The sequence below is a fragment of the Bacillus sp. PAMC26543 genome (genome assembly GCF_014250375.1).
GTDB lineage: Bacteria > Bacillota > Bacilli > Bacillales > Bacillaceae > Bacillus > Bacillus halotolerans.
In genome coordinates, this window is the sequence record NZ_CP060193.1 from 888,610 (window position 1) to 907,057 (window position 18,448).

The 18,448-nt window shown below is 45.7% G+C and carries 19 protein-coding genes and 1 riboswitch; of the genes, 14 read left to right on the top strand and 5 right to left on the bottom strand.

The features are described 5' to 3' along the window. Positions 1-145 precede the first annotated feature (145 nt). The gene (locus H7F27_RS04370; protein WP_185848634.1) at positions 146-1,093 is read right to left on the bottom strand and encodes an iron-hydroxamate ABC transporter substrate-binding protein; all 948 of its coding nucleotides are present in this window, start codon (positions 1,091-1,093) and stop codon (positions 146-148) included. A 213-nt stretch (positions 1,094-1,306) separates the two neighbouring features. Between H7F27_RS04370 and H7F27_RS04375 the strand changes: the two genes are divergently transcribed. The 6 genes from H7F27_RS04375 to H7F27_RS04400 all read left to right on the top strand — a co-directional run bounded on the left by H7F27_RS04375 (position 1,307) and on the right by H7F27_RS04400 (position 7,433). Beyond that, positions 1,307-2,347, top strand: a complete 1,041-nt coding sequence (locus H7F27_RS04375; protein ID WP_369810958.1) for a FecCD family ABC transporter permease — start codon at positions 1,307-1,309, stop codon at positions 2,345-2,347. After that, entirely contained in the window at positions 2,347-3,351 is a 1,005-nt protein-coding gene (locus H7F27_RS04380; protein WP_024122822.1) for a FecCD family ABC transporter permease, read from the top strand. The genes H7F27_RS04375 and H7F27_RS04380 overlap by 1 nt, the downstream gene beginning before the upstream one ends. Before the next feature lie 14 nt (positions 3,352-3,365). Next, a complete protein-coding gene (locus H7F27_RS04385) occupies positions 3,366-4,175 on the top strand; it encodes an ABC transporter ATP-binding protein (protein ID WP_024122821.1) in 810 nt (269 codons plus the stop codon). A gap of 172 nt (positions 4,176-4,347) precedes the next feature. Beyond that, positions 4,348-5,541, top strand: coding sequence for an efflux RND transporter periplasmic adaptor subunit (locus H7F27_RS04390; RefSeq protein ID WP_185848635.1), 1,194 nt, complete (start codon positions 4,348-4,350; stop codon positions 5,539-5,541). After that, entirely contained in the window at positions 5,525-6,211 is a 687-nt protein-coding gene (locus tag H7F27_RS04395) for an ABC transporter ATP-binding protein (RefSeq protein ID WP_024122819.1), read from the top strand. Before H7F27_RS04390 ends, H7F27_RS04395 begins: the two co-directional genes overlap by 17 nt. Then, complete coding sequence (locus tag H7F27_RS04400; RefSeq protein WP_185848636.1) at positions 6,204-7,433, top strand: ABC transporter permease; 1,230 nt, start codon at positions 6,204-6,206, stop codon at positions 7,431-7,433. The genes H7F27_RS04395 and H7F27_RS04400 overlap by 8 nt, the downstream gene beginning before the upstream one ends. 33 nt (positions 7,434-7,466) lie before the next feature. Here H7F27_RS04400 and H7F27_RS04405 read toward each other — a convergent pair whose 3' ends face one another. The 3 genes from H7F27_RS04405 to H7F27_RS04415 form a co-directional block, all read right to left on the bottom strand. Beyond that, positions 7,467-7,868: a YrvL family regulatory protein gene (locus H7F27_RS04405; RefSeq protein ID WP_105953877.1), complete on the bottom strand. Its 402-nt coding sequence runs from the start codon at positions 7,866-7,868 to the stop codon at positions 7,467-7,469. Positions 7,869-7,932: 64 nt separating this feature from the next. Next, entirely contained in the window at positions 7,933-9,090 is a 1,158-nt protein-coding gene (oxdC, locus tag H7F27_RS04410) for an oxalate decarboxylase (protein ID WP_024122816.1), read from the bottom strand. Between the two features lie 119 nt (positions 9,091-9,209). Beyond that, positions 9,210-9,365, bottom strand: a complete 156-nt coding sequence (locus H7F27_RS04415) for a YvrJ family protein (protein ID WP_103671337.1) — start codon at positions 9,363-9,365, stop codon at positions 9,210-9,212. A gap of 205 nt (positions 9,366-9,570) precedes the next feature. Between H7F27_RS04415 and sigO the strand changes: the two genes are divergently transcribed. The 5 genes from sigO (at position 9,571) to H7F27_RS04440 (ending at position 13,899) form a co-directional block, all read left to right on the top strand. Further along, positions 9,571-10,101 (top strand): RNA polymerase sigma factor SigO, encoded by a 531-nt coding sequence (sigO, locus tag H7F27_RS04420; protein WP_081638364.1) that lies wholly within the window; start codon positions 9,571-9,573, stop codon positions 10,099-10,101. Positions 10,102-10,104: 3 nt separating this feature from the next. Then, positions 10,105-10,341 carry a sigma-O factor regulator RsoA gene (rsoA, locus tag H7F27_RS04425; protein ID WP_024122813.1) on the top strand — a complete coding sequence of 79 codons (237 nt, stop codon included), beginning with the start codon at positions 10,105-10,107 and terminating at the stop codon, positions 10,339-10,341. 151 nt (positions 10,342-10,492) lie between these two features. Then, on the top strand, positions 10,493-11,212 hold the full coding sequence (yvrH, locus tag H7F27_RS04430; RefSeq protein WP_024122812.1) for a two-component system response regulator YvrH: 720 nt from the start codon (positions 10,493-10,495) through the stop codon (positions 11,210-11,212). Next, positions 11,209-12,951, top strand: coding sequence for a two-component system sensor histidine kinase YvrG (locus H7F27_RS04435; protein WP_185848637.1), 1,743 nt, complete (start codon positions 11,209-11,211; stop codon positions 12,949-12,951). The genes yvrH and H7F27_RS04435 overlap by 4 nt, the downstream gene beginning before the upstream one ends. A gap of 69 nt (positions 12,952-13,020) precedes the next feature. Beyond that, complete coding sequence (locus H7F27_RS04440) at positions 13,021-13,899, top strand: SMP-30/gluconolactonase/LRE family protein (RefSeq protein WP_185848638.1); 879 nt, start codon at positions 13,021-13,023, stop codon at positions 13,897-13,899. A 35-nt stretch (positions 13,900-13,934) separates the two neighbouring features. On the opposite strand, the gene H7F27_RS04445 is transcribed toward H7F27_RS04440, so the two are convergent. After that, positions 13,935-14,726 (bottom strand): SDR family NAD(P)-dependent oxidoreductase, encoded by a 792-nt coding sequence (locus H7F27_RS04445; protein ID WP_024122809.1) that lies wholly within the window; start codon positions 14,724-14,726, stop codon positions 13,935-13,937. Between the two features lie 154 nt (positions 14,727-14,880). Further along, a riboswitch (cobalamin riboswitch) is annotated at positions 14,881-15,020 on the top strand. 101 nt (positions 15,021-15,121) lie between these two features. On the opposite strand from H7F27_RS04445, the gene H7F27_RS04450 reads away from it, so the two are divergent. The 3 genes from H7F27_RS04450 to H7F27_RS04460 are packed head-to-tail and all read left to right on the top strand — an operon-like array spanning position 15,122 to position 18,436. Further along, on the top strand, positions 15,122-16,075 hold the full coding sequence (locus H7F27_RS04450; RefSeq protein WP_185848639.1) for an ABC transporter substrate-binding protein: 954 nt from the start codon (positions 15,122-15,124) through the stop codon (positions 16,073-16,075). Then, positions 16,038-17,099 carry a FecCD family ABC transporter permease gene (locus H7F27_RS04455; protein WP_185848640.1) on the top strand — a complete coding sequence of 354 codons (1,062 nt, stop codon included), beginning with the start codon at positions 16,038-16,040 and terminating at the stop codon, positions 17,097-17,099. Before H7F27_RS04450 ends, H7F27_RS04455 begins: the two co-directional genes overlap by 38 nt. Further along, positions 17,096-18,436 carry an ABC transporter ATP-binding protein gene (locus tag H7F27_RS04460; RefSeq protein ID WP_185848641.1) on the top strand — a complete coding sequence of 447 codons (1,341 nt, stop codon included), beginning with the start codon at positions 17,096-17,098 and terminating at the stop codon, positions 18,434-18,436. Before H7F27_RS04455 ends, H7F27_RS04460 begins: the two co-directional genes overlap by 4 nt. Positions 18,437-18,448 lie beyond the last annotated feature (12 nt).

The window sequence follows — 18,448 nt, forward strand, 5'->3', positions numbered from 1 at the left end:
ACCGTTGAAAAAACTAATGGCAATGATGATGCAGCTTAATATGAATTGAGAAAGAAAATATGCGATGCGGTTCAATATGAGTTGCTCCGTCCTGTCGGATTATTTGCAATATAGAAAAGAGCCGCAGATCAGTGCGGCTCTTTGTTTATTTTGTTAAGCTTTTCGTGATAAACTTCAGCTGTCCTTCTAGTGAAATCGGGTCTGAGAAATAGAAGCCGATCGGGTCAATTTTATAGACATGATCATTTTTGACAGCATCGAGGTTTTTCCAGATGGAACTGTCAAATACGCCGCCATCGTCTCCGCCTGATTGCCATGGACCCGCGAAAATGTAATCTCCGGCGAAGTCAGGGAGCTTTTCTAAAGAAATGCTGGTATACCCTGGGCCTTGGTCAATCGCTTTTTCCTTTGTCAGCTTTGTGGCCTGTAAACCAAGATCTTTGTAGACGATGCTTCCGCCTCTTCCGAAATCTTTACCGAATACATAAATGTCTTTGCCGTTTGTTTGCATAATAGAAACTGTTTTGTCACCAATGACTTTTTGAATTTTTGTTTTGGCTGCCGCGACTTTTTTGTCCCACTCGGCAAGCCACTTCTCCGCTTTATCTTCCGTTCCTGTCATTTTTGCGAATTCTTTAAACTGTTCGATGTTATCGAGTTTATCGTATTTCACCGCAACAGTCGGCGCGATTTTTTCGAGCTTTTTAATATCGGCGCCTTGTGTAGTCCAAACGATGATCAGGTCAGGCTTTAAATCAATCACTTTTTCAACAGAAGTGCCGTCTCCGATATTTGTGACACCGTCGGTTTTACCTTCGTAGTAAGGGTTTTTAAATACATTTTCAGGTGCACCGACGACGTTGATGCCCAGTGTTTTGAAGTCTCCGTAGTAGCCGTCAGCCATGACAACCACCCGTTTAGGATGTTTGGGAATTTTTACATTTCCGTTTTCAGCCTTGTATGTAACGGTTTCTTCGTCTTTTGAATCAGAGGAAGAGCCTTTGCTTTCTGAGTGATTTCCGCAGGCTGCCAGCGCTGCAATCAATAAAAGAGCAAAAAAAGCGGCACCAAGCTTCTTGTATGTATGGGTCATATCTCATACCTTCTTTCCAAATAAATAGATGATAAAGAGAATCATTATCACCTGTGATTATACCATCACAAGTGCCAGTTGACACGATATTTTTGCATTCATATTCTCATTTTTATCAAAACGCTCTATTAAATCAGCAGAAAAAAGTGATATACTGAAACAGCAATTGATAATCATTATCATTATCGAAAGGAAGTACGGCTGTTGAGTCACATGAAAAATAAACAGATGATATCAGATGAAGAAATTCAATGGACATCCCGGTCGTTTGGTGCGGTCATTGTGCTTGTTGCGGGGGTATGTTTATTATGCTTCGGCGCGATGCTGTCCATTTCTCTCGGTGCTGCGGATATCCATTTACGGACTGTGTGGGACGCCATCTTTCATTTCCAGCCAAATGAAACCTCACACCAAATTATACACGATCTTCGGCTGCCAAGAACGGCTGCTGCCGCGCTTGTCGGCGCATTGTTAGCCGTGTCTGGGGCGATCATGCAGGGCATGACGAGAAACCCATTGGCGGAGCCTTCTATTATGGGGATAACATCGGGCTCTGCTTTTGCTATTTCGATTGCGTTTGCTTTTTTTCCAGGACTTTCTGCCTTCGGGCTTGTGCTGTGGTCCTTTGCGGGCGCCGGACTGGGGGCATCGACGGTATTGGGCATCGGCATGTTTTCCAGGGGCGGTCTCACGCCTGTAAAGCTTGCTCTTGCCGGAACGGCCGTCAGTTATTTCTTTACGGGCATTTCAACCGCAATTGCGCTCCGTTTTGATGTAGCACAGGATGTCAGCTTTTGGTACGCAGGCGGGGTAGCGGGTGTGAAATGGTCAGGCGTTCAGCTGCTGGTTATTGCAGGAGCTGTCGGTTTGACGTTTGCGTTTATCATTGCCCGGTCTGTGACGGTGTTAAGCCTCGGTGACGATCTGGCGAAGGGGCTTGGGCAGTATACATCAGCGGTGAAACTGGTTGGCATGCTTGTCGTTGTGGTGTTGACGGGAGCTGCTGTTTCCATTGCCGGCACCATCGCGTTTATCGGACTGATCATTCCTCATATCACAAGGTTTTTGGTAGGGGTTGATTATCGGTGGATTATTCCTTGCTCGGCGGTGCTTGGCGCTGTTTTGCTTGTTTTTGCTGACATTGCGGCCAGACTCGTGAACGCGCCGTTTGAAACGCCTGTCGGCGCGCTGACCTCTCTCATCGGTGTTCCCTTTTTCTTTTATTTGGCACGTCGTGAAAGGAGAGGGCTGTAATGAAAACGAAAAAACCTCTTGTTGTGATAGCAGTAACTTTTCTGCTGATCATGTTTGTCTTTTTTATCAGTCTGAATCTGGGTGTCATTAAAATTGCCCCATTGCAAACGCTCAAGGTCTTTTTCGGCCAAGGAACGGCGCGGGATGAGCTTGTCTTATTTGAGTTCAGGCTGCCGCGAATAATGTTGTCGCTGCTTGTTGGGGCGGGTATTGCTGTTGCCGGAGCCATTTTGCAAAGCGTGTCTCAAAATGATTTGGCTGAACCGGGTATTCTCGGGATTAACGCCGGGGGTTCGCTTGCTGTTGTGCTCTTTATTTACTTTTTTCAAGGGTCAGCATCAGATCTCGGCTTTTTAGGGACGTTTATGCTGCCGTTCAGCGCTCTGGCAGGCGCGTTCCTCGCCGCGTTTCTCATTTATCTTCTGGCTTGGAAAAAAGGTGTGACTCCGATTCGGCTGATCCTAGTCGGAATCGGTGTAAATGCCGGATTTAATGCCCTTTTGCTTATTTTTCAGCTCAAAATGGACCCGCATGACTTTATGCAGGCTGCAGTTTGGATATCAGGCTCGATATGGGGGGCCAATTGGAACATGATCTGGGCGGTACTCCCCTGGATTGTGATTTTGCTTCCTTTTACTTTATATAAAGCACGCTATCTGAACATTTTACAGCTGGGAGACCAATTAGCGACCGGACTTGGCACTGCTGTTGAAAAGGAAAGACGGATTCTCCTTCTGGCAGCGGTCGCTCTTGCCGCATCCTGTGTGGCAGCTGCAGGAGGCATCGCGTTCCTCGGATTAATCGCGCCTCACGTGGCAAGAAGGCTTACCGGTCCCCGCCACCAGACGCTTATACCGGTTTCCGCCTTTATCGGCGCGTTTCTGTTTCTTCTGGCTGATACGCTGGCGAGAAATGTATTGGCACCGTCAGAAATTCCGGTCGGACTTGTCATCTCCGTTTTAGGTGCGCCTTACTTTATTTATTTATTGATGAAATCGAATTGAGGAGGGGACCGAACTTGAATTCATTATCAACGGAACAGCTTGGGATCGGTTATGGCGACAGGCTGATTGTAGAAGATTTAAATATATCCATTCCTAAAGGAAAAATAACAACCTTAATTGGGCCGAATGGCTGCGGAAAGTCAACGATATTAAAAACGATGTCCAGAATTATGCGCTCACATCAAGGTGCCGTTTACTTAAACGGCAATGCGATTCATAAAATGTCTACTAAGGACATTGCGAAGGATATGGCCATTCTGCCGCAGACGCCTGAGGCTCCGAGCGGTTTAACGGTGTACGAATTGGTGTCGTACGGCAGATTTCCGCATCAATCAGGCTTCGGCAGATTAAATGATGAAGACCGCCGCATCATCAAATGGGCACTCGAAGAAACCGGCATGGCGGAATACCATGAGCGTCCGATTGAGGCATTGTCAGGCGGACAGCGTCAGCGCGTGTGGATTGCGATGGCGCTTGCACAAGGGACAGAGCTGCTTTTGCTTGACGAGCCTACAACATATCTCGATCTCGCACATCAGCTCGAAATCCTGCAGCTGCTTGACAGACTGAACAAGGAGCAAGGACGGACGATTTTAATGGTGATTCATGATCTGAATCACGCGGCCCGATTTTCCCATTATATGATTGCGCTCAAAAAAGGCACGGTTATTAAGGAAGGGACCGCACTGGAGGTCATGACGCCGGATATTTTGAAGCGGGTATTCCAGATTGATGCCGAAATCGTCACTGATCCTCGTACAAATAAACCAGTATGCTTAACTTATGACCTGATTAAAACTGAAAAACAGCTTGTTTCTGTGTAAGAAAAATCCCGGTATGACGCCGGGATTTTTTTATTTTTAACCACAAAAATATAATTTTTCTTGCTAATTCCGGATTTTGAAGAAAAAGATTGAAAGTCTATTTGAATTAATAGATAATATTGGTTAGAATGTTTCGAAAATATTACGAAGATTACAGAAAGAGGAGATCATTGTGTCCAAGAAGAAAAAATGGCTTATTGCCGGTTCGATATGTGCCGGTGTGCTCGTACTGGCGGGGATCGGTGCCGGCGGTTTTTACTTTTTTACTCACATGAACCAAGTTGCCGTATCATCGGAGCCTTATGCTGAATCGGTCGCAGTGTATATGGGCGGTGAATCTGAATCTGCCCAATCGTTTTCGGGAAAAGTTGAGCCAGAGAAACAGCAAAAAGTATACATAGATTCAGAGAAAGGAAGCATTAAAAAAACGTACGTCAAAGAAGGCGATAAGGTTAAAAAAGGCGATAAGCTTTTCGAGTACGAGGGCGAGGATCATTCTGACGAAATTGAGCAAAGCAATTTACAAACCGAAATGACAAACCTTCAAATCAGCCGCTTGCAAAAATCAATAGCAGAAACTGAGAAGAAGCTAAAGACAGCCGGAAAAGACGAGAAAGCACAGCTTCAAGACGAGCTTGACCAGGCCAATTTTGATTTAAAAACAAGCCAGCTTGAACTGAAGCAGCACCAAAAAGAACTGGCTGCACTTACGAAAAACAAAGGTTCAAATGTGATCACAAGCAAGCATGACGGTATCGTTCAAAGCGTCAATCAGGATATTGCGGACGGCGCAACGGGTGATCAGGCAGCAGGCCCGTATATCCAAATCGTTTCAACGGGCAAATACCTTGTGAAAAGCCAAATCAACGAGCTGTTAATGGACACGATTAAAAAAGGCAGCAAAGTCAGAGTTACGCTGAAAACAGGCGGTGAAGGCGAGTGGAAAGGCAAGATTACTTCAATCGGCAAGCTTCCTGCTGGAACAGGCGAGGAGGAAGAGTCAGAAAGTTATGCTGAAGAGGAAATGAATCCCCAATCCTCTAACTATCCTTTCACTGTTTTATTGGACAGCCATAAGGGCCTTGAAGTCGGCTATCATGTCAATATTGAAGTCATGAGTGACGAAGCAGATGCGAATACCATTAAGCTGCCGTCCGACATGATTATCCAGGATGATGGCGAACCATACGTTTGGAAGACGGATGAGGAGCAGAAAGCGGTTAAACAGCCTGTTGAAATCGGGGAGACAGATGAAAGTGACATGGTCGAAATCAAAAGCGGCCTGACGCCGGAAGATTATGTGATCTATCCTGATCCCGCGGTCAAGGAAGGAAAGCAGGTTACAGTCAATGCTGACACTGAATAATATTTCTAAATCGTACAAGCTGGGCAAAGAAGAGGTGCCGATCTTAAAGCATATTAATCTCACCGTCAAAGCTGGTGAATTTCTGGCCATTATGGGGCCGTCCGGTTCAGGGAAGTCTACGTTAATGAATATTATAGGCTGTTTGGACAGGCCGACCTCCGGAACCTATATGCTGGACCAGATGGATGTATTAAAAGGGAAAGACGGTGCTTTGGCTGACATTCGCAACGAATCGATCGGGTTTGTGTTTCAAACCTTTCATTTGCTGCCGCGCCTTACCGCACTTCAAAATGTCGAGCTGCCGATGATTTACAATAAGGTAAAGAAAAAAGAAAGAAGGCAAAGAGCCTATGAAGCTCTTGAAAAGGTTGGTTTGAAAGATAGGATCTCTTACAAGCCGCCAAAGCTGTCCGGCGGACAAAAGCAGCGGGTGGCGATTGCCAGAGCCCTTGTCAATCAGCCTCGGTTTATTCTGGCAGATGAACCGACCGGGGCGCTTGATACAAAATCAAGTGAACAAATTTTGTCGCTGTTTTCACAATTGCATCAGGAAGGCACAACGATCATTATGATTACCCATGACCCGGACGTCGCCAGAAAAGCCGACAGAACCGTGTTTATCAGAGACGGAGAATTAGTGTTAGACGAGAGAGGGATTAGCCATGCTTGAACATATTCGGATCTCCTTTCAATCTATTTTTTCACATAAGCTGAGATCGATTCTTACGATGCTTGGTGTCATTATCGGTATAGCGGCGATCATTGCGATCGTCTCTATGCTGAAAGGCCAAAGCGAGCAATTAAAGCAAAGCATGATCGGCATGGGAAATAACGCGATTAATGTTGTGTACCAGCCAACAGGCGGGGAGGAGGAAGGCGGTTATCAGGAGGTTTCTTACACGTCCGCACCCCCTGTATCTGAAGAGACCATTAAGGCAATAAAATCAGACCCGGTTGTAAAAGGATTATCTTTATATTACTTGTCCGAAGGCGCCACCGTTTTTCACTTAACGAACGTTTCTTATCCTCAAGTGTACGGAGTGGATGCTGATTATTTCAATATGTTCCCGATCAGCATCACTGAGGGGAGAAAGCTGGCGGAAAAAGAATTAAACAGCACACACCAAGTGGTTATGATCAATGAGGCCGCAAGAGATGAGCTGTTTCCTGACGGTGACGCTCTGCACAAAAACATTGAGATGAACGGTGTGCCGTTCCGGGTTGCCGGTGTTTTTCATGAAAAGAAACAGGAAGAAAGCATGTTTGATGGCGACTATGCGAATCCGGTTTTATATGTGCCGAAAAAAGTGTGGCCGCTTATTGAAGGATTCGACGCGCCGACACAGATTGCGGTGCAGGCAGGCTCTTCTGAGCATATCCAAGAAGCCGGTGTAATGGCCGCGGACCTTCTAAATCAAGGACTGTCAGATGCTGATTTGGAAAAAGCGGAGTACAGCGTGATGGATCTTCAGGAGGTCGCTCAGGAAGTGGAGTCCTTTAACCAGTCATTTGCTCTGCTGCTTGGCGGAATTGCAAGCATCTCACTTTTGGTCGGAGGCATCGGTGTCATGAACATTATGCTTGTTTCAGTGACGGAGCGAACGCGGGAAATCGGAATTAAGAAGGCGCTCGGTGCCAAGCGGCGCGTGATTTTATTTCAATTTTTAACAGAGGCCGTCGTGCTGACAAGTATTGGCGGAATTCTCGGTGTGCTGGCGGGCTTTGGCATCGCTAAACTTATCACGGTGATCTTTCCGATGCCTTTTATCATCTCCGTTCCGGCAGTTATCGGAGCACTCATTTTCTCAATGGCAGTCGGCATTATTTTCGGCTTGCTGCCGTCCATTAAGGCATCGAAGCTTCAGCCTGTTGACGCGCTTCGATATGAATAAAAAGAACGCATCCAATCGGATGGCGTTCTTTTTTTATTTGGGCAGTGCTGAATTGCATTTATCCAAAATAAGAAAAACGGCTGCGAGGATCATTTCTTCTGTGGTTGACAGCCAAATGTTATGAATCATTTGATCTGCCGTATAAGCGGTCATCCATAAAAACAGCAGCTGGACGGTGCCGGCCATAAGGATAAAAGCTCGTTTTCCAGTCTTAAAAAACGTAAAACTATGTATCATCAGCCGTTCAAAAGGTTCAAAGCATAGTCCGAGCACAAGAAATAACACAGCAAAAAGCAGGACATGAGCAGCTGATCGGTAGCTCGTTCCCGCCAAAGAAAAGACACAGAGAATGATTGTAAAATAGCAAAATAACACAGCCGCCGCTGCCAGCACATACTGTACGGCCTGCCGTAATAAATACTTTTGATGTATCACTGGTTCAGCTCCTTATCAGCGCTTGCAGAGAGAGAACGAGCGCTCTCTGCAAGCTGCCAGTTTTTTATTTACTGCTTTTCTTTTTCACAACCGGATGCTTTTCTTTTGAAAGGACATCCGTAAACTCTTTGCCTAAGTCAAGGTGTTCTTGGACGAAGGTTTCAGGAAGCATTGCGAGCCATTGGTTTAAAGACACATCGGCATAATGGTCATCTTTAAAGATTTCTAAAAAGACGAGCGGTTCATCGCCGAGGTTTTCTACGTAGTGGCCCATCGCAAATGGAACATAACCGACATCACCGGCTTGATAGTTAAAGGTTCTCGCATGGCCGTCAGCAGCAAAAACAGTCATTCTCGCTTTACCGGAGATGTAATATTGCCATTCATGCGTATTCGGATGCCAGTGAAGCTCTCTCATGGCGCCTGGTTCCACGGTTACAAGCGCAGATGCAATGGTTTTAGACACTGTAAAGTTTGTCGAATCCGCAATGTACACCTTTCCCCCTTCTGATGCAATCGGCTCCTGTTCAAGAAGGCGGTACGTAAACGGATAAGGCACTTCGCCGTACGGCCCTTCCACAATGTCATCTTTTAAACAGCCGGGCACAGGTTTTTCAAATATATATTTTTCTTTGCCTGGCAAATTGGCGATTTCTTCTTCTGTTACGCCAAAATTAGCGGCAATCACTTCTTTAGGGGTGTGGGCAAGCCAGTCTGTCAGCTGGAACGTGCTGTTTTCAGAGAATGACCCGTCGTCAAACACGAGCAGGAACTCTGCCCCTTCTTCAAGCGCTTGAATCGAGTGCGGCAGGCCTGACGGGAAGTACCATAAATCTCCTTCGCCTACATCATCAATAAAGCTGCGGCCCTTTTCATCCACAATCGTGACGCGTGCTTTCCCGTAGATCATATAAGCCCACTCTGCTTCCTTATGCCAATGAAGCTCTCGAATGGCGCCTGGCTTCAGCCGCATATTAACAGAAGCGAGGTTTTCTGAAATCGGCAGCTCACGTACGGTAACTTCACGGGCGTACCCGCCTTTTTCCAAACGGTTATGAGTATCTGAGAAAGAAAACTTCATATTTTCAACGGTGCCATGATCGGTTTCCGGCGGTACGAGCATATCGGGATTCTGCCGGTCCCTTTCAATATTACGCGGGATTTTCACTGTCGCTCCCTTATCTCCTCTGATTGGCTGCGGAATATCGTTGTGTTTTTTCATTTTCCTGTCTCCTCCTTAAAAATAATTGTGGCGCAGAAAGAGAATGTGAAAGGCCTTTCGTTTTCCCTTCTGTCTTGTTAAGTGAAAAAAACCGATGAAAAGTCAACTTCGATACAAAATTAATGTTTCGCTTTCTGATCTTTCAGCTCTGTCATCAGTTCAATGAGCTGATCGAATTTTTTCTCGAAACGGGTCAGCAGGTACATCGCGATCAGTGCCGGGAACCCGAGATTGCTGATCTGCTTGACGACTTCCTCTACAAAAACCTGATCCATGAAAAACACCTCCCTCCTTTTTGTGCAGTCATGTAAGTAAGTGAAGGGAATCCAAGAAATCGTAAACCATGACTGGAAGGTTTGCTTCAGCAAACGCTAGTCTGAAAGTAGTAGTTTACTTTTTTTTGCTTTCCTTCATTTAATTTAGTAGGGAGGCGGTTTGATGGACTATCAAGGTCTGTTGCGATCGAAATGTAAGGAGATTATGAAGCATCCCATCGTGAAGCATTTTTTGAGCAACCCTCAGCATTACCGTTTGTTCAAAAATGTAATGGAAAACCCGAATGAAAAGGATGCAAAATCGTTGGACGAGCAATTCAAGCAATTTTATAAGGAGATTCGCATCGTCAAGTATATGAATTCAATGATTCGGATTTTTTCCATCGATTTTGATAAGCGGGTTCGCAAAAATCAAAAACGGTATCCGCTGACGGTTGATCATCCGGAAGCAGGAGAACGACTTCCTGCCGAAGCGGGAAGTGACGCGTTTGAGGAATTTTTAGACCTGCAGGATGATTTGAGCCAGCATGTCCAGGATTATCAGCTTTATCAAGCGATCCAGAAGCTGACTGACAAACAAAAAAGCGTGCTGACAAAAGTCTATCTTCACGGTGCCACGATGCAGGAAATCGCTGATTCATTAGGTGAGTCCCGGCAAAATATCTCTAATATTCATAAAAAGGGGTTAGAAAATATCAGAAAGCAGCTAGAGGCGCAAAAAAAGGGGGAAAAGTAAACTGTGAGCGGCCAGTTTGAACATAATAGGAATAAAGATGAAATGTACGACATTGAGCATCTGATTGCATGCTTTTCACCGATGATCAGAAAAAAACTCAGCAATACGTCTTATCAAGAAAGAGAAGATTTGGAGCAGGAGCTGAAAATCAAAATGTTTGAAAAGGCTGATATGCTTCTGTGTCAGGATGTTCCGGGATTTTGGGAGTTTATTCTTTATATGGTAGACGAGAACTCATAACGATACCTCATTCTAAGAAAAACGGGAACATTTTGCAGGTTCCCGTTTCCTGCTGTTCACCCCCGTCAAGAGCCCTCCTATTCAAAAATGTACCAAAAAGAAACGATATAATGATAAGATGAAAAAAACAGTGACAGAAAGGAACATAAAAGTGGAAAATGCGTCAATTTTAATCGTAGACGATGAGAAAGCGATTGTGGATATGATCAAACGCGTTCTCGAAAAAGAAGGTTATCGACATATACTGGATGCGGCAAGTGCAGAGGAAGCCATTCCGGTTGTCAAGACAAATAAGGTTGATTTAATCGTATTGGATGTCATGATGGGCGGAATGACCGGTTTTGAGGCCTGCACATTAATCAGGGAGTATTCAGACGCCCCGATTTTTTTCCTGACGGCGAGATCATCGGACGCTGACAAATTATCGGGTTTTGCGGTCGGAGCTGATGATTATATTACAAAACCATTTAATCCGCTGGAATTAGCCGCGCGGATCAGAGCGCATTTAAAGCGTACGTATCAGTCGAATGCAGCCGAATCAAACAAAACCTATACATATGATTACTTTACATTTTCTCCGCAAAATGCCGAGCTGATTGTGGGCGGGGAAACTGTAGCCTGTTCGGCTCAGCTTTTGCAGCTGCTTCAGTATTTTTGCGAACATCCCAATGTGGTGCTTTCTAAAGATCAAATTTATGAAAAAGTATGGGGCTATCCTTCGTACGGAGATAACAATACCGTCATGGTTCATATCCGTAAGCTCCGGGAAAAAATTGAGCGTGACCCGAGCAATCCGGAATATATCGTAACCGTTCGCGGTCTCGGATACCGTTTTATCCCGAGTCCAGAAGGAAACGGAAAGCGCCCATGAGGTTAAGGTGGAAGTTTCTGTTTCACTTTTTCGGGCAGATGCTGATTGTTATCCTTCTTCTTTCGATCATGCTTGTGGCTTCCTTTTTCTATTTAGACTCGCGATTCAGCGATGCGGAATCAAATTCAGGGCTGACAAAGGCAACGACTGACACGCTTGAGGCGTATCTCGATGTAAACGAAGACGGGTCATGGGAAGTGGACGATTTTCTGAAGAAATCTGTTGATAAACAGCACGGCTGGATGCAAATCATTGATTCTAATGGAAAAACGGATTATTCCTACAGCGTGCCGAAAGACGTGCCCGGCACCTACACCAAGAAGGAGCTTTTGTCTATTTATAAAAGCAAGAAGCTTGATAACTATAAGCTGAATTATTGGGCAATCAATATTGAAGACAAGTCGTACCTCCTCTTGTTCGGCTGGAAATCAAAGAGCGAACAGCTGCTGACTTCCATTGAAAGCCGTGAACCCTCCATCGACTCTTTGTCACAATATAAGTCCAGTACAATTGACTATATTAAGCGTGAAAAAGGAGCCGTGTATCTGTTAGACAGAAACGGGAACATACTCGACAGCATTAACAGCAAGAAAAGCGAAAGAAAAACGATGAACCAGCTGGAGCTTCTCAAATACAGCTCTAAACCATGGAACTATAAACGGGAGATTTCTGTTAAATTCCTCGATCAAAACAGGTGGATGGTCGCTTCGGTGCCAAACCCTGTCTATATTACTGACCAGGAGTTTAATAAATCGTTTCTGAGGGTTGTCCTGAAAGCGATGTTTCTGATTATGGGCGTTTTGATTCTTTATATATTCTGGATGACTGCCTGGTATATGTTCAGATTCGGTTTGCCGATTTTTCATACAATCAAATGGCTTGTCAATCTATCAAAAGGGAAGCTTGAAGAACCGAAAAACCGTAAAGGGCGCCCTGTCAGTAAAAACAAAAAGGGAAAAATCAAACAGCCTTACCGCTTCTTCGGTGAGATATTTGAATCTATGGATCAGCTGACTGAAACGCTGAGACGGGATAAGACAAACAGAGAAAAAATCCAGGCGACACGGGAAGAATGGATCGCCGGTTTGTCTCATGATTTAAAAACACCCCTCAGCAGCATTTACGGCTACAGCATGATGCTTGAATCGAAGCAATACGAATGGTCTCCTGATGAAGTGAAAGAAATGGGACAGGTTGTCAGAGAGAAATCGGAATACATGTCAAAGCTGATCGAGGACTTAAATTTAACGTATCGTCTGAAAAATGACGCTCTGCCGATGGAGAGAAAGCTCACGAACCTCATTCCGTTTTTTAAAAATGTCATTGAGGACTTCAAGAAAAATCCGTTTTCTGAAGGATATGATATTTCATTTGTATCAAGAGAAGAGCATATTGAATTTGCGCTGGATGAAGCCTGGTTCAGACGCATTCTGGAAAATCTGCTCGGAAATGCTGTGAAGCACAACGATAAAGGAACAGCGATCCAGGTGGTTCTTGAACAGACAAAAAATCATATTTCATTGAAGGTCAAAGACAATGGAAAAGGAATGGACGAGGAAACGATTACCCATTTATTTAACCGTTATTACAGAGGAACCAATACGAAAGATCCGGCTGCCGGGACGGGGCTTGGACTGGCGATTGCCAAAGAGCTGGTGCATTTGCATAACGGAACGATTCACGTCAACAGCAGGATCAATATTGGCTCCGTCATTACCATCCTTTTCAAAAAAGAATAAGGCGTGTGGTTTGGACACCTCTTTGCCGGGAATAACAATATATAGACTGAAGCTAAAGAGGTGTTACACATGGATGCAATATTAGAAGCAGACACTAGGGCAGTAATCGGTGAAGGTCCGTTATGGGATGAAGAAAACGGCCGTCTATACTGGGTTGATATTTTAGGAAGCGAGCTCCATATTTTCGATCCTAAAGAAAAAATCAATCGTTCGGTCAAATTTACATCCTTTGTGACGGCGCTTGCGAAATATTCAAAGGATGAGCTGATCATGACGATGAAAGACGGTTTTTACCTGTATCATCTTCTTGATGATAGTCTTGAAAAAATCAAACAGCCGAAGGATATGCATGAGAGCCTTCGGTTTAACGACGCCAAATGTGATCCGTACGGAAGGCTTTGGGCAGGAACGACGAGCATGGAAGGCGAACAAAAACAAGCCTCGCTTTACCGTTTGGACACAGATGGCAGCCTTGTCAAAATGAAAGATCAAGTTTCAACCTCGAACGGTTTGGATTGGGATCGCGAACGCAGCCTGATGTACTACATTGACACGCCGACGCAGGAGATTGTGTGCTATCAATACGATCCCGAAAGCGGAAACGTCTCAAACCGAGAAACCGTCTACCGTTTTGAAAAATCGGATGGACTGCCGGATGGCATGACAATTGATCAAAACGGCATGCTGTGGGTGGCGCTGTTTGGCGGGAGCCGTGTGGTTCACATTGATCCTTTTCAGAAAAAAGAAATTGGTTCAATAAGTGTTCCGGCCAAATATGTCACGTGCTGTGCGTTCGGCGGCCAGGACATGAAAACCCTTTACATCACAACAGCTACTGAACAAATGACTGAAACAGAAAGATATGAACAGCCTCATGCGGGCGGATTGTTTTCAGCCAAACTTGAAACGGGCGGATACCAGCCGGTTCCATTCGCTGGGGAGTTATAAAAAAAACGCATCCGAAAACGGATGCGTTTTTGTATTTAAAGTGAACGGATAATGCCGCCTTCCACACGCTGTGCCGTGCCGTTAATGGCAGATGCGGCATCAGATGCAAGGAATACAATTGTGCTCGCGACTTCTTCGGCTGTTGCGTATCTTTGAATGAGTGAAGTCGGCTCATTCACTTTGAAATAGTCTTTCACAAATGTATCTGTATCCTGGCCGGCTGCCTTTGCGGCGCCCTCCATATAGGAAGCAACGCCTTCTGTCCAAGTAGGTCCCGGGAGCACTGAATTAACCGTAACCTTTGTGCCCTTCGTCATTTCAGCCATTCCTCTGGACAGGCTGATCAGCGCTGTTTTGGTCATTGAATAAGGAATCATAGTCGGAAGCGGTTTGACGCCTGCTTCACTTGCGATATTCAAAATGCGGCCGCTGTTTTTGGCAAGCATCTTTGGAAGGAAGTGACGGCTTGTCCGAACAGCGCTCATCACGTTTACTTCAAAATATTGATTCCATTCTTCATCCGTTACCTCGGCGAAATCCTTCACTTCAAAGAAACCGAGATTGTTGACAAGAACATCTATATCACCGATCTGCTTCACTTTTTCAAGAAAAGCTGCTGCTTCATCCGGTTTTGATAAGTCAGCGGCTGCTCCATGCACCGTTCCATATGAAGAAAGCTCTTCAACCGTGCGATCGACTGTCTCTTGTTTTCGGCCATTGACTATAACGGCTGCCCCTTCTTGCAAAAAGCTTTTCGCTGCGGCTTTCCCGATGCCGGAAGTTGAGCCTGTGATTAAGACAAGCTTGTCTTTTAGCTGTAAGTCCATAAGAATCATTCCTTTTTTATTGATCATGCTACTTAGTATACAAGCTGAAATTTAGTGTTTACGAGAATTTTGCTTCCATACATGCAGCGGCGGAAAAGTCATTCATACTGCATATACAAGCCTGTCAGCCATATAGTATAATAACTCCGAAAAAGGATACGAATGTCAAACAGGTGCCGGTACGTGAAAATAGCCGGCTTAATAGGGAAACCGGTAAAAGCCGGTGCGGTCCCGCCACTGTAATTGGCCTTTGCGCCAAGAGCCAGGATACCTGCCTGTTTGATAAACACGAAGTCTGCGAGGACAGATGATGTGTAAACAATAGGCTTTTTTGTTGTTTACAGCGTCTTTACCATCGTAGAGATGCTTTTTTAGTTCATTTAGGAGGAAAGGGTATGAAAAAATTAGCCGGAATATGGGCGGTGCTTCTGCTGACCGCCATTATGATTTCAGGCTGCGGCAATGCGGCAGATGAGAAGGATTCCAATGCGAAGCAAAAGACAGCCGCGTCTGAAGCGTTCCCTGTCACAATTGATGATGCGTCGAACCAGGATGTTACCATCAAAAAGGAGCCGAAAAAAATTGTTTCGTTAATGCCGAGCAACACGGAAATTACATATGCTCTCGGACTCGGTGACAAAGTGGTCGGCGTCACCACAAACGATACATATCCAAAGGAAGTCAAACAGGTTGAGAAGGTTGGGGATATGAATGTAAACGTCGAGAAAGTCATTTCTCTTAAACCTGATCTCGTTCTCGCTCATGAATCTTCCATGTCAGCTTCAGCAGATGCTATCAAGCAGCTGAAGGACGCTGGCATTGCTGTGCTGACTGTCAATGATGCACAATCATTCGCAGAGGTATACAAATCAATCGAAATGATCGGTGAAGCTGCCGGAGCTGAGAAAAAAGCGGGCCAACTGGTCAACAGCATGAAATCAGACCTGCAGGAGATTAAAGAAAAAGCGAAATCCATTTCAAAAGACGAGGAAAAAAGCGTCTTTATTGAGGTTTCGCCTGATCCTGACATTTACACAACCGGAAAAGACACGTTTATGAATGAAATGCTGAATGTCATCCATGCTAAAAACGCTGCAGCGGATCAAAAAGGCTGGGTGCAAATGACAGACGAGGTCATCGTAAAGCTGAATCCAGACGCCATTGTCACAACGGACGGTGTAAAAGCGGATGCGGTGGAAAAACGCGATGGCTGGAGCGGAATCAATGCTGTGAAACATCATCGCGTTTATGATGTTGATCCTGATCTCGTCACACGTTCAGGTCCGCGTCTGATCGAAGGGGTCGAAGAACTTGCGGAAAGCATCTACCCGGATACGTTTAAAGAATAATCGTTTTGCTGCTTATAGCATCAGTTTCTTATTTTTAGCTGCCAGTATCATATTGGGCATTTCCTGCGGCAGTCTGCCAATTCCGATATCCGCCATCTTTCATATCTTTTGGCATGAAGGTTTTGGCGGCTCTGCCGGCTCCTATGATCCAATGTATACAAATATTATGATGAATATCAGACTGCCGAGAGTCGTGCTGGCCGCCCTTGTGGGGGCGGCTCTTTCTATCGCAGGGGCTGCTTTTCAGGGGCTTTTGAAAAATCCGCTCGCTGATCCGTATACGCTCGGTGTTTCGTCCGGTGCTTCCGTCGGGGCGGTTTCAACCTTATTTTTTGGACTGCAATTACCCGTCATCGGAGGCTTTACACTGCCGGTTGTAAGTGTAGCAGCAGCGCTTGTCACGATTGTGGCTGTTCTTTCGTTCAGCCGCCTCGTTCACGCTTCGATGTCTGTCTCTACGCTTATTCTGACCGGTGTCATCATCAATTCATTTTTGGGCGCATTTATTTCTCTCATCATTGCTCTGACAGGTGATAATTTGCTGCCGATTGTGCATTGGCTGCTTGGCAGCGTCTCGATGAGAGGCTGGAGCTACGTTGCCCTGTTTCTCCCGTTTTTTCTTTTAGGAACCGTGATCCTGATCATAAACGGAAGAGAACTCAACGTGATGACCTATGGAGAGGAGAAAGCAAGGCTTCTCGGGGTCAGCGTCCAGCACAGAAAAATGCTGATTTTAATTGCAGGGTCACTGCTGACAGGCAGCGCTGTGGCTGTATCCGGCACCATTGGCTTTGTCGGGCTTGTGATTCCGCATATCACAAGATTGCTGTGGGGAACGGATCACCGGCATTTATTGCCGCTGTCTGCCTTGCTTGGCGCGGGATTTCTCGTTTTGGCCGATCTGCTTTCGAGAACAATGATTGAACCGGTTGAACTGCCGATCGGCATTATTACAGCCTTAGCGGGAGCTCCTGTTTTCGCTCTGATTTTAATTCGGCAGCATCGCGGGGGGAGAAGCTTATGATCAAGGCAGAGGGGCTGTCGGGAGGTTACGGAGACAGCCGGCTGATTAAAAATATCAGTTTAACAGTGAAGAAGGGAGAATTTCTTGGCATTCTCGGACCGAACGGGAGCGGAAAAACAACACTGCTTCACTTGCTGACAGGAACACTTCCGGCAATAGAAGGCTCCGTTTGTCTGGCTGGCAAACCACTCACTGAATATAAACCGAAGAAACTGGCGCAAATGATGGCGGTTCTGCCGCAAAAAACAGAGCAAGCCTTTAGCTTCACTGTCAAAGAAACCGTATCCTTCGGCAGATATCCATTTCAAAAAGGGCTGTTCAGCCAGCAGACTGAAGAGGATGAAGCCATTATTCGGAATGCGATGGAACAAACAGGGGTACTCGCTTTCGCTGAGAAATCGATTCGTGATCTAAGCGGGGGCGAACAGCAGCGGGTTTATTTGGCTCAAGCACTGGCGCAGCAGCCGCGCATTTTATTTTTAGACGAACCGACTAATTTTCTGGATTTGGCCTATCAAAAAGAACTGCTCGATCTTATCAAGCGCCTGACGAGAGAAAATGGGCTGACTGCTGTCAGTGTTTTTCACGATCTGAACACCGCTAGCCTGTACTGTGATGAAATCGTCTTTATAAAAAACGGAACAGCCGGGCCTAAGCAAAAACCGGAAACCGCCATCACAGAAGAGCACATTAAGGCGTTGTATAACACGAAAGTCAGCACTTTCATCCATCATCAATTGCCTAAACCGCTTATTGCAATTCAGCCTGAAAACAGCGACCTAAAGCAGCAGGCGATTCCGTTTGAAACTTTGCTGCAAGTGCGGCGCGACGAGATCCTCTTGCAAACGGAAATCCCGCTCCGCACGCTGGCTTCTGCTCCTGTCGGTTCAGGCTTTTCTTGGAACCGGACGTTTCTCCATAAACGGCTGCCTGCCCAGTCTGATCAAAAAGAGGAGCTTTCAGCCTATTTATCTGAAAACGGCTTTTATCCGCAGGAAACCTGTGCGATGGCCTCCTCCGGCAGACTTGACCGGCTTGTGTGCCGTACGTTTGAAGACGAAGAGCTGTCCGTTTGTATTTGTGTCATGTCCGGCTTTTCGATATGGATTTTGATCAACGGCTTTGCGAAAGACCAATTCTTTGTCAGGGCTGTCATGGGGGCGGAAGCCGAGCGGATGAAAGTGCTGGGCGGTGAACAGGATGAACATGGAGAAATCCTCGTTGCAGCGACACAAACTGAAGAGACATCTTCAGAAACCATAGAAAAACGGCTGAATCAATTGATTCGGTTTGGGACAGCTGAATGTGTGCGGGAGGCTGCGGACCTGCTTGAATAAGTCTGTAAAGGA

Bases quoted from the DNA above. Each gene is read 5' to 3' on its own strand.
- H7F27_RS04370 (WP_185848634.1), bottom strand. From the start codon at position 1,093: ATGACCCATACATACAAGAAGCTTGGTGCCGCTTTTTTTGCTCTTTTA.
- H7F27_RS04375 (WP_369810958.1), top strand. From the start codon at position 1,307: ATGAAAAATAAACAGATGATATCAGATGAAGAAATTCAATGGACATCC.
- H7F27_RS04380 (WP_024122822.1), top strand. From the start codon at position 2,347: ATGAAAACGAAAAAACCTCTTGTTGTGATAGCAGTAACTTTTCTGCTG.
- H7F27_RS04395 (WP_024122819.1), top strand. From the start codon at position 5,525: ATGCTGACACTGAATAATATTTCTAAATCGTACAAGCTGGGCAAAGAA.
- H7F27_RS04400 (WP_185848636.1), top strand. From the start codon at position 6,204: ATGCTTGAACATATTCGGATCTCCTTTCAATCTATTTTTTCACATAAG.
- oxdC (WP_024122816.1), bottom strand. From the start codon at position 9,090: ATGAAAAAACACAACGATATTCCGCAGCCAATCAGAGGAGATAAGGGA.
- H7F27_RS04415 (WP_103671337.1), bottom strand. From the start codon at position 9,365: ATGGATCAGGTTTTTGTAGAGGAAGTCGTCAAGCAGATCAGCAATCTC.
- sigO (WP_081638364.1), top strand. From the start codon at position 9,571: ATGAAGCATCCCATCGTGAAGCATTTTTTGAGCAACCCTCAGCATTAC.
- H7F27_RS04435 (WP_185848637.1), top strand. From the start codon at position 11,209: ATGAGGTTAAGGTGGAAGTTTCTGTTTCACTTTTTCGGGCAGATGCTG.
- H7F27_RS04440 (WP_185848638.1), top strand. From the start codon at position 13,021: ATGGATGCAATATTAGAAGCAGACACTAGGGCAGTAATCGGTGAAGGT.
- H7F27_RS04445 (WP_024122809.1), bottom strand. From the start codon at position 14,726: ATGGACTTACAGCTAAAAGACAAGCTTGTCTTAATCACAGGCTCAACT.
- H7F27_RS04450 (WP_185848639.1), top strand. From the start codon at position 15,122: ATGAAAAAATTAGCCGGAATATGGGCGGTGCTTCTGCTGACCGCCATT.
- H7F27_RS04460 (WP_185848641.1), top strand. From the start codon at position 17,096: ATGATCAAGGCAGAGGGGCTGTCGGGAGGTTACGGAGACAGCCGGCTG.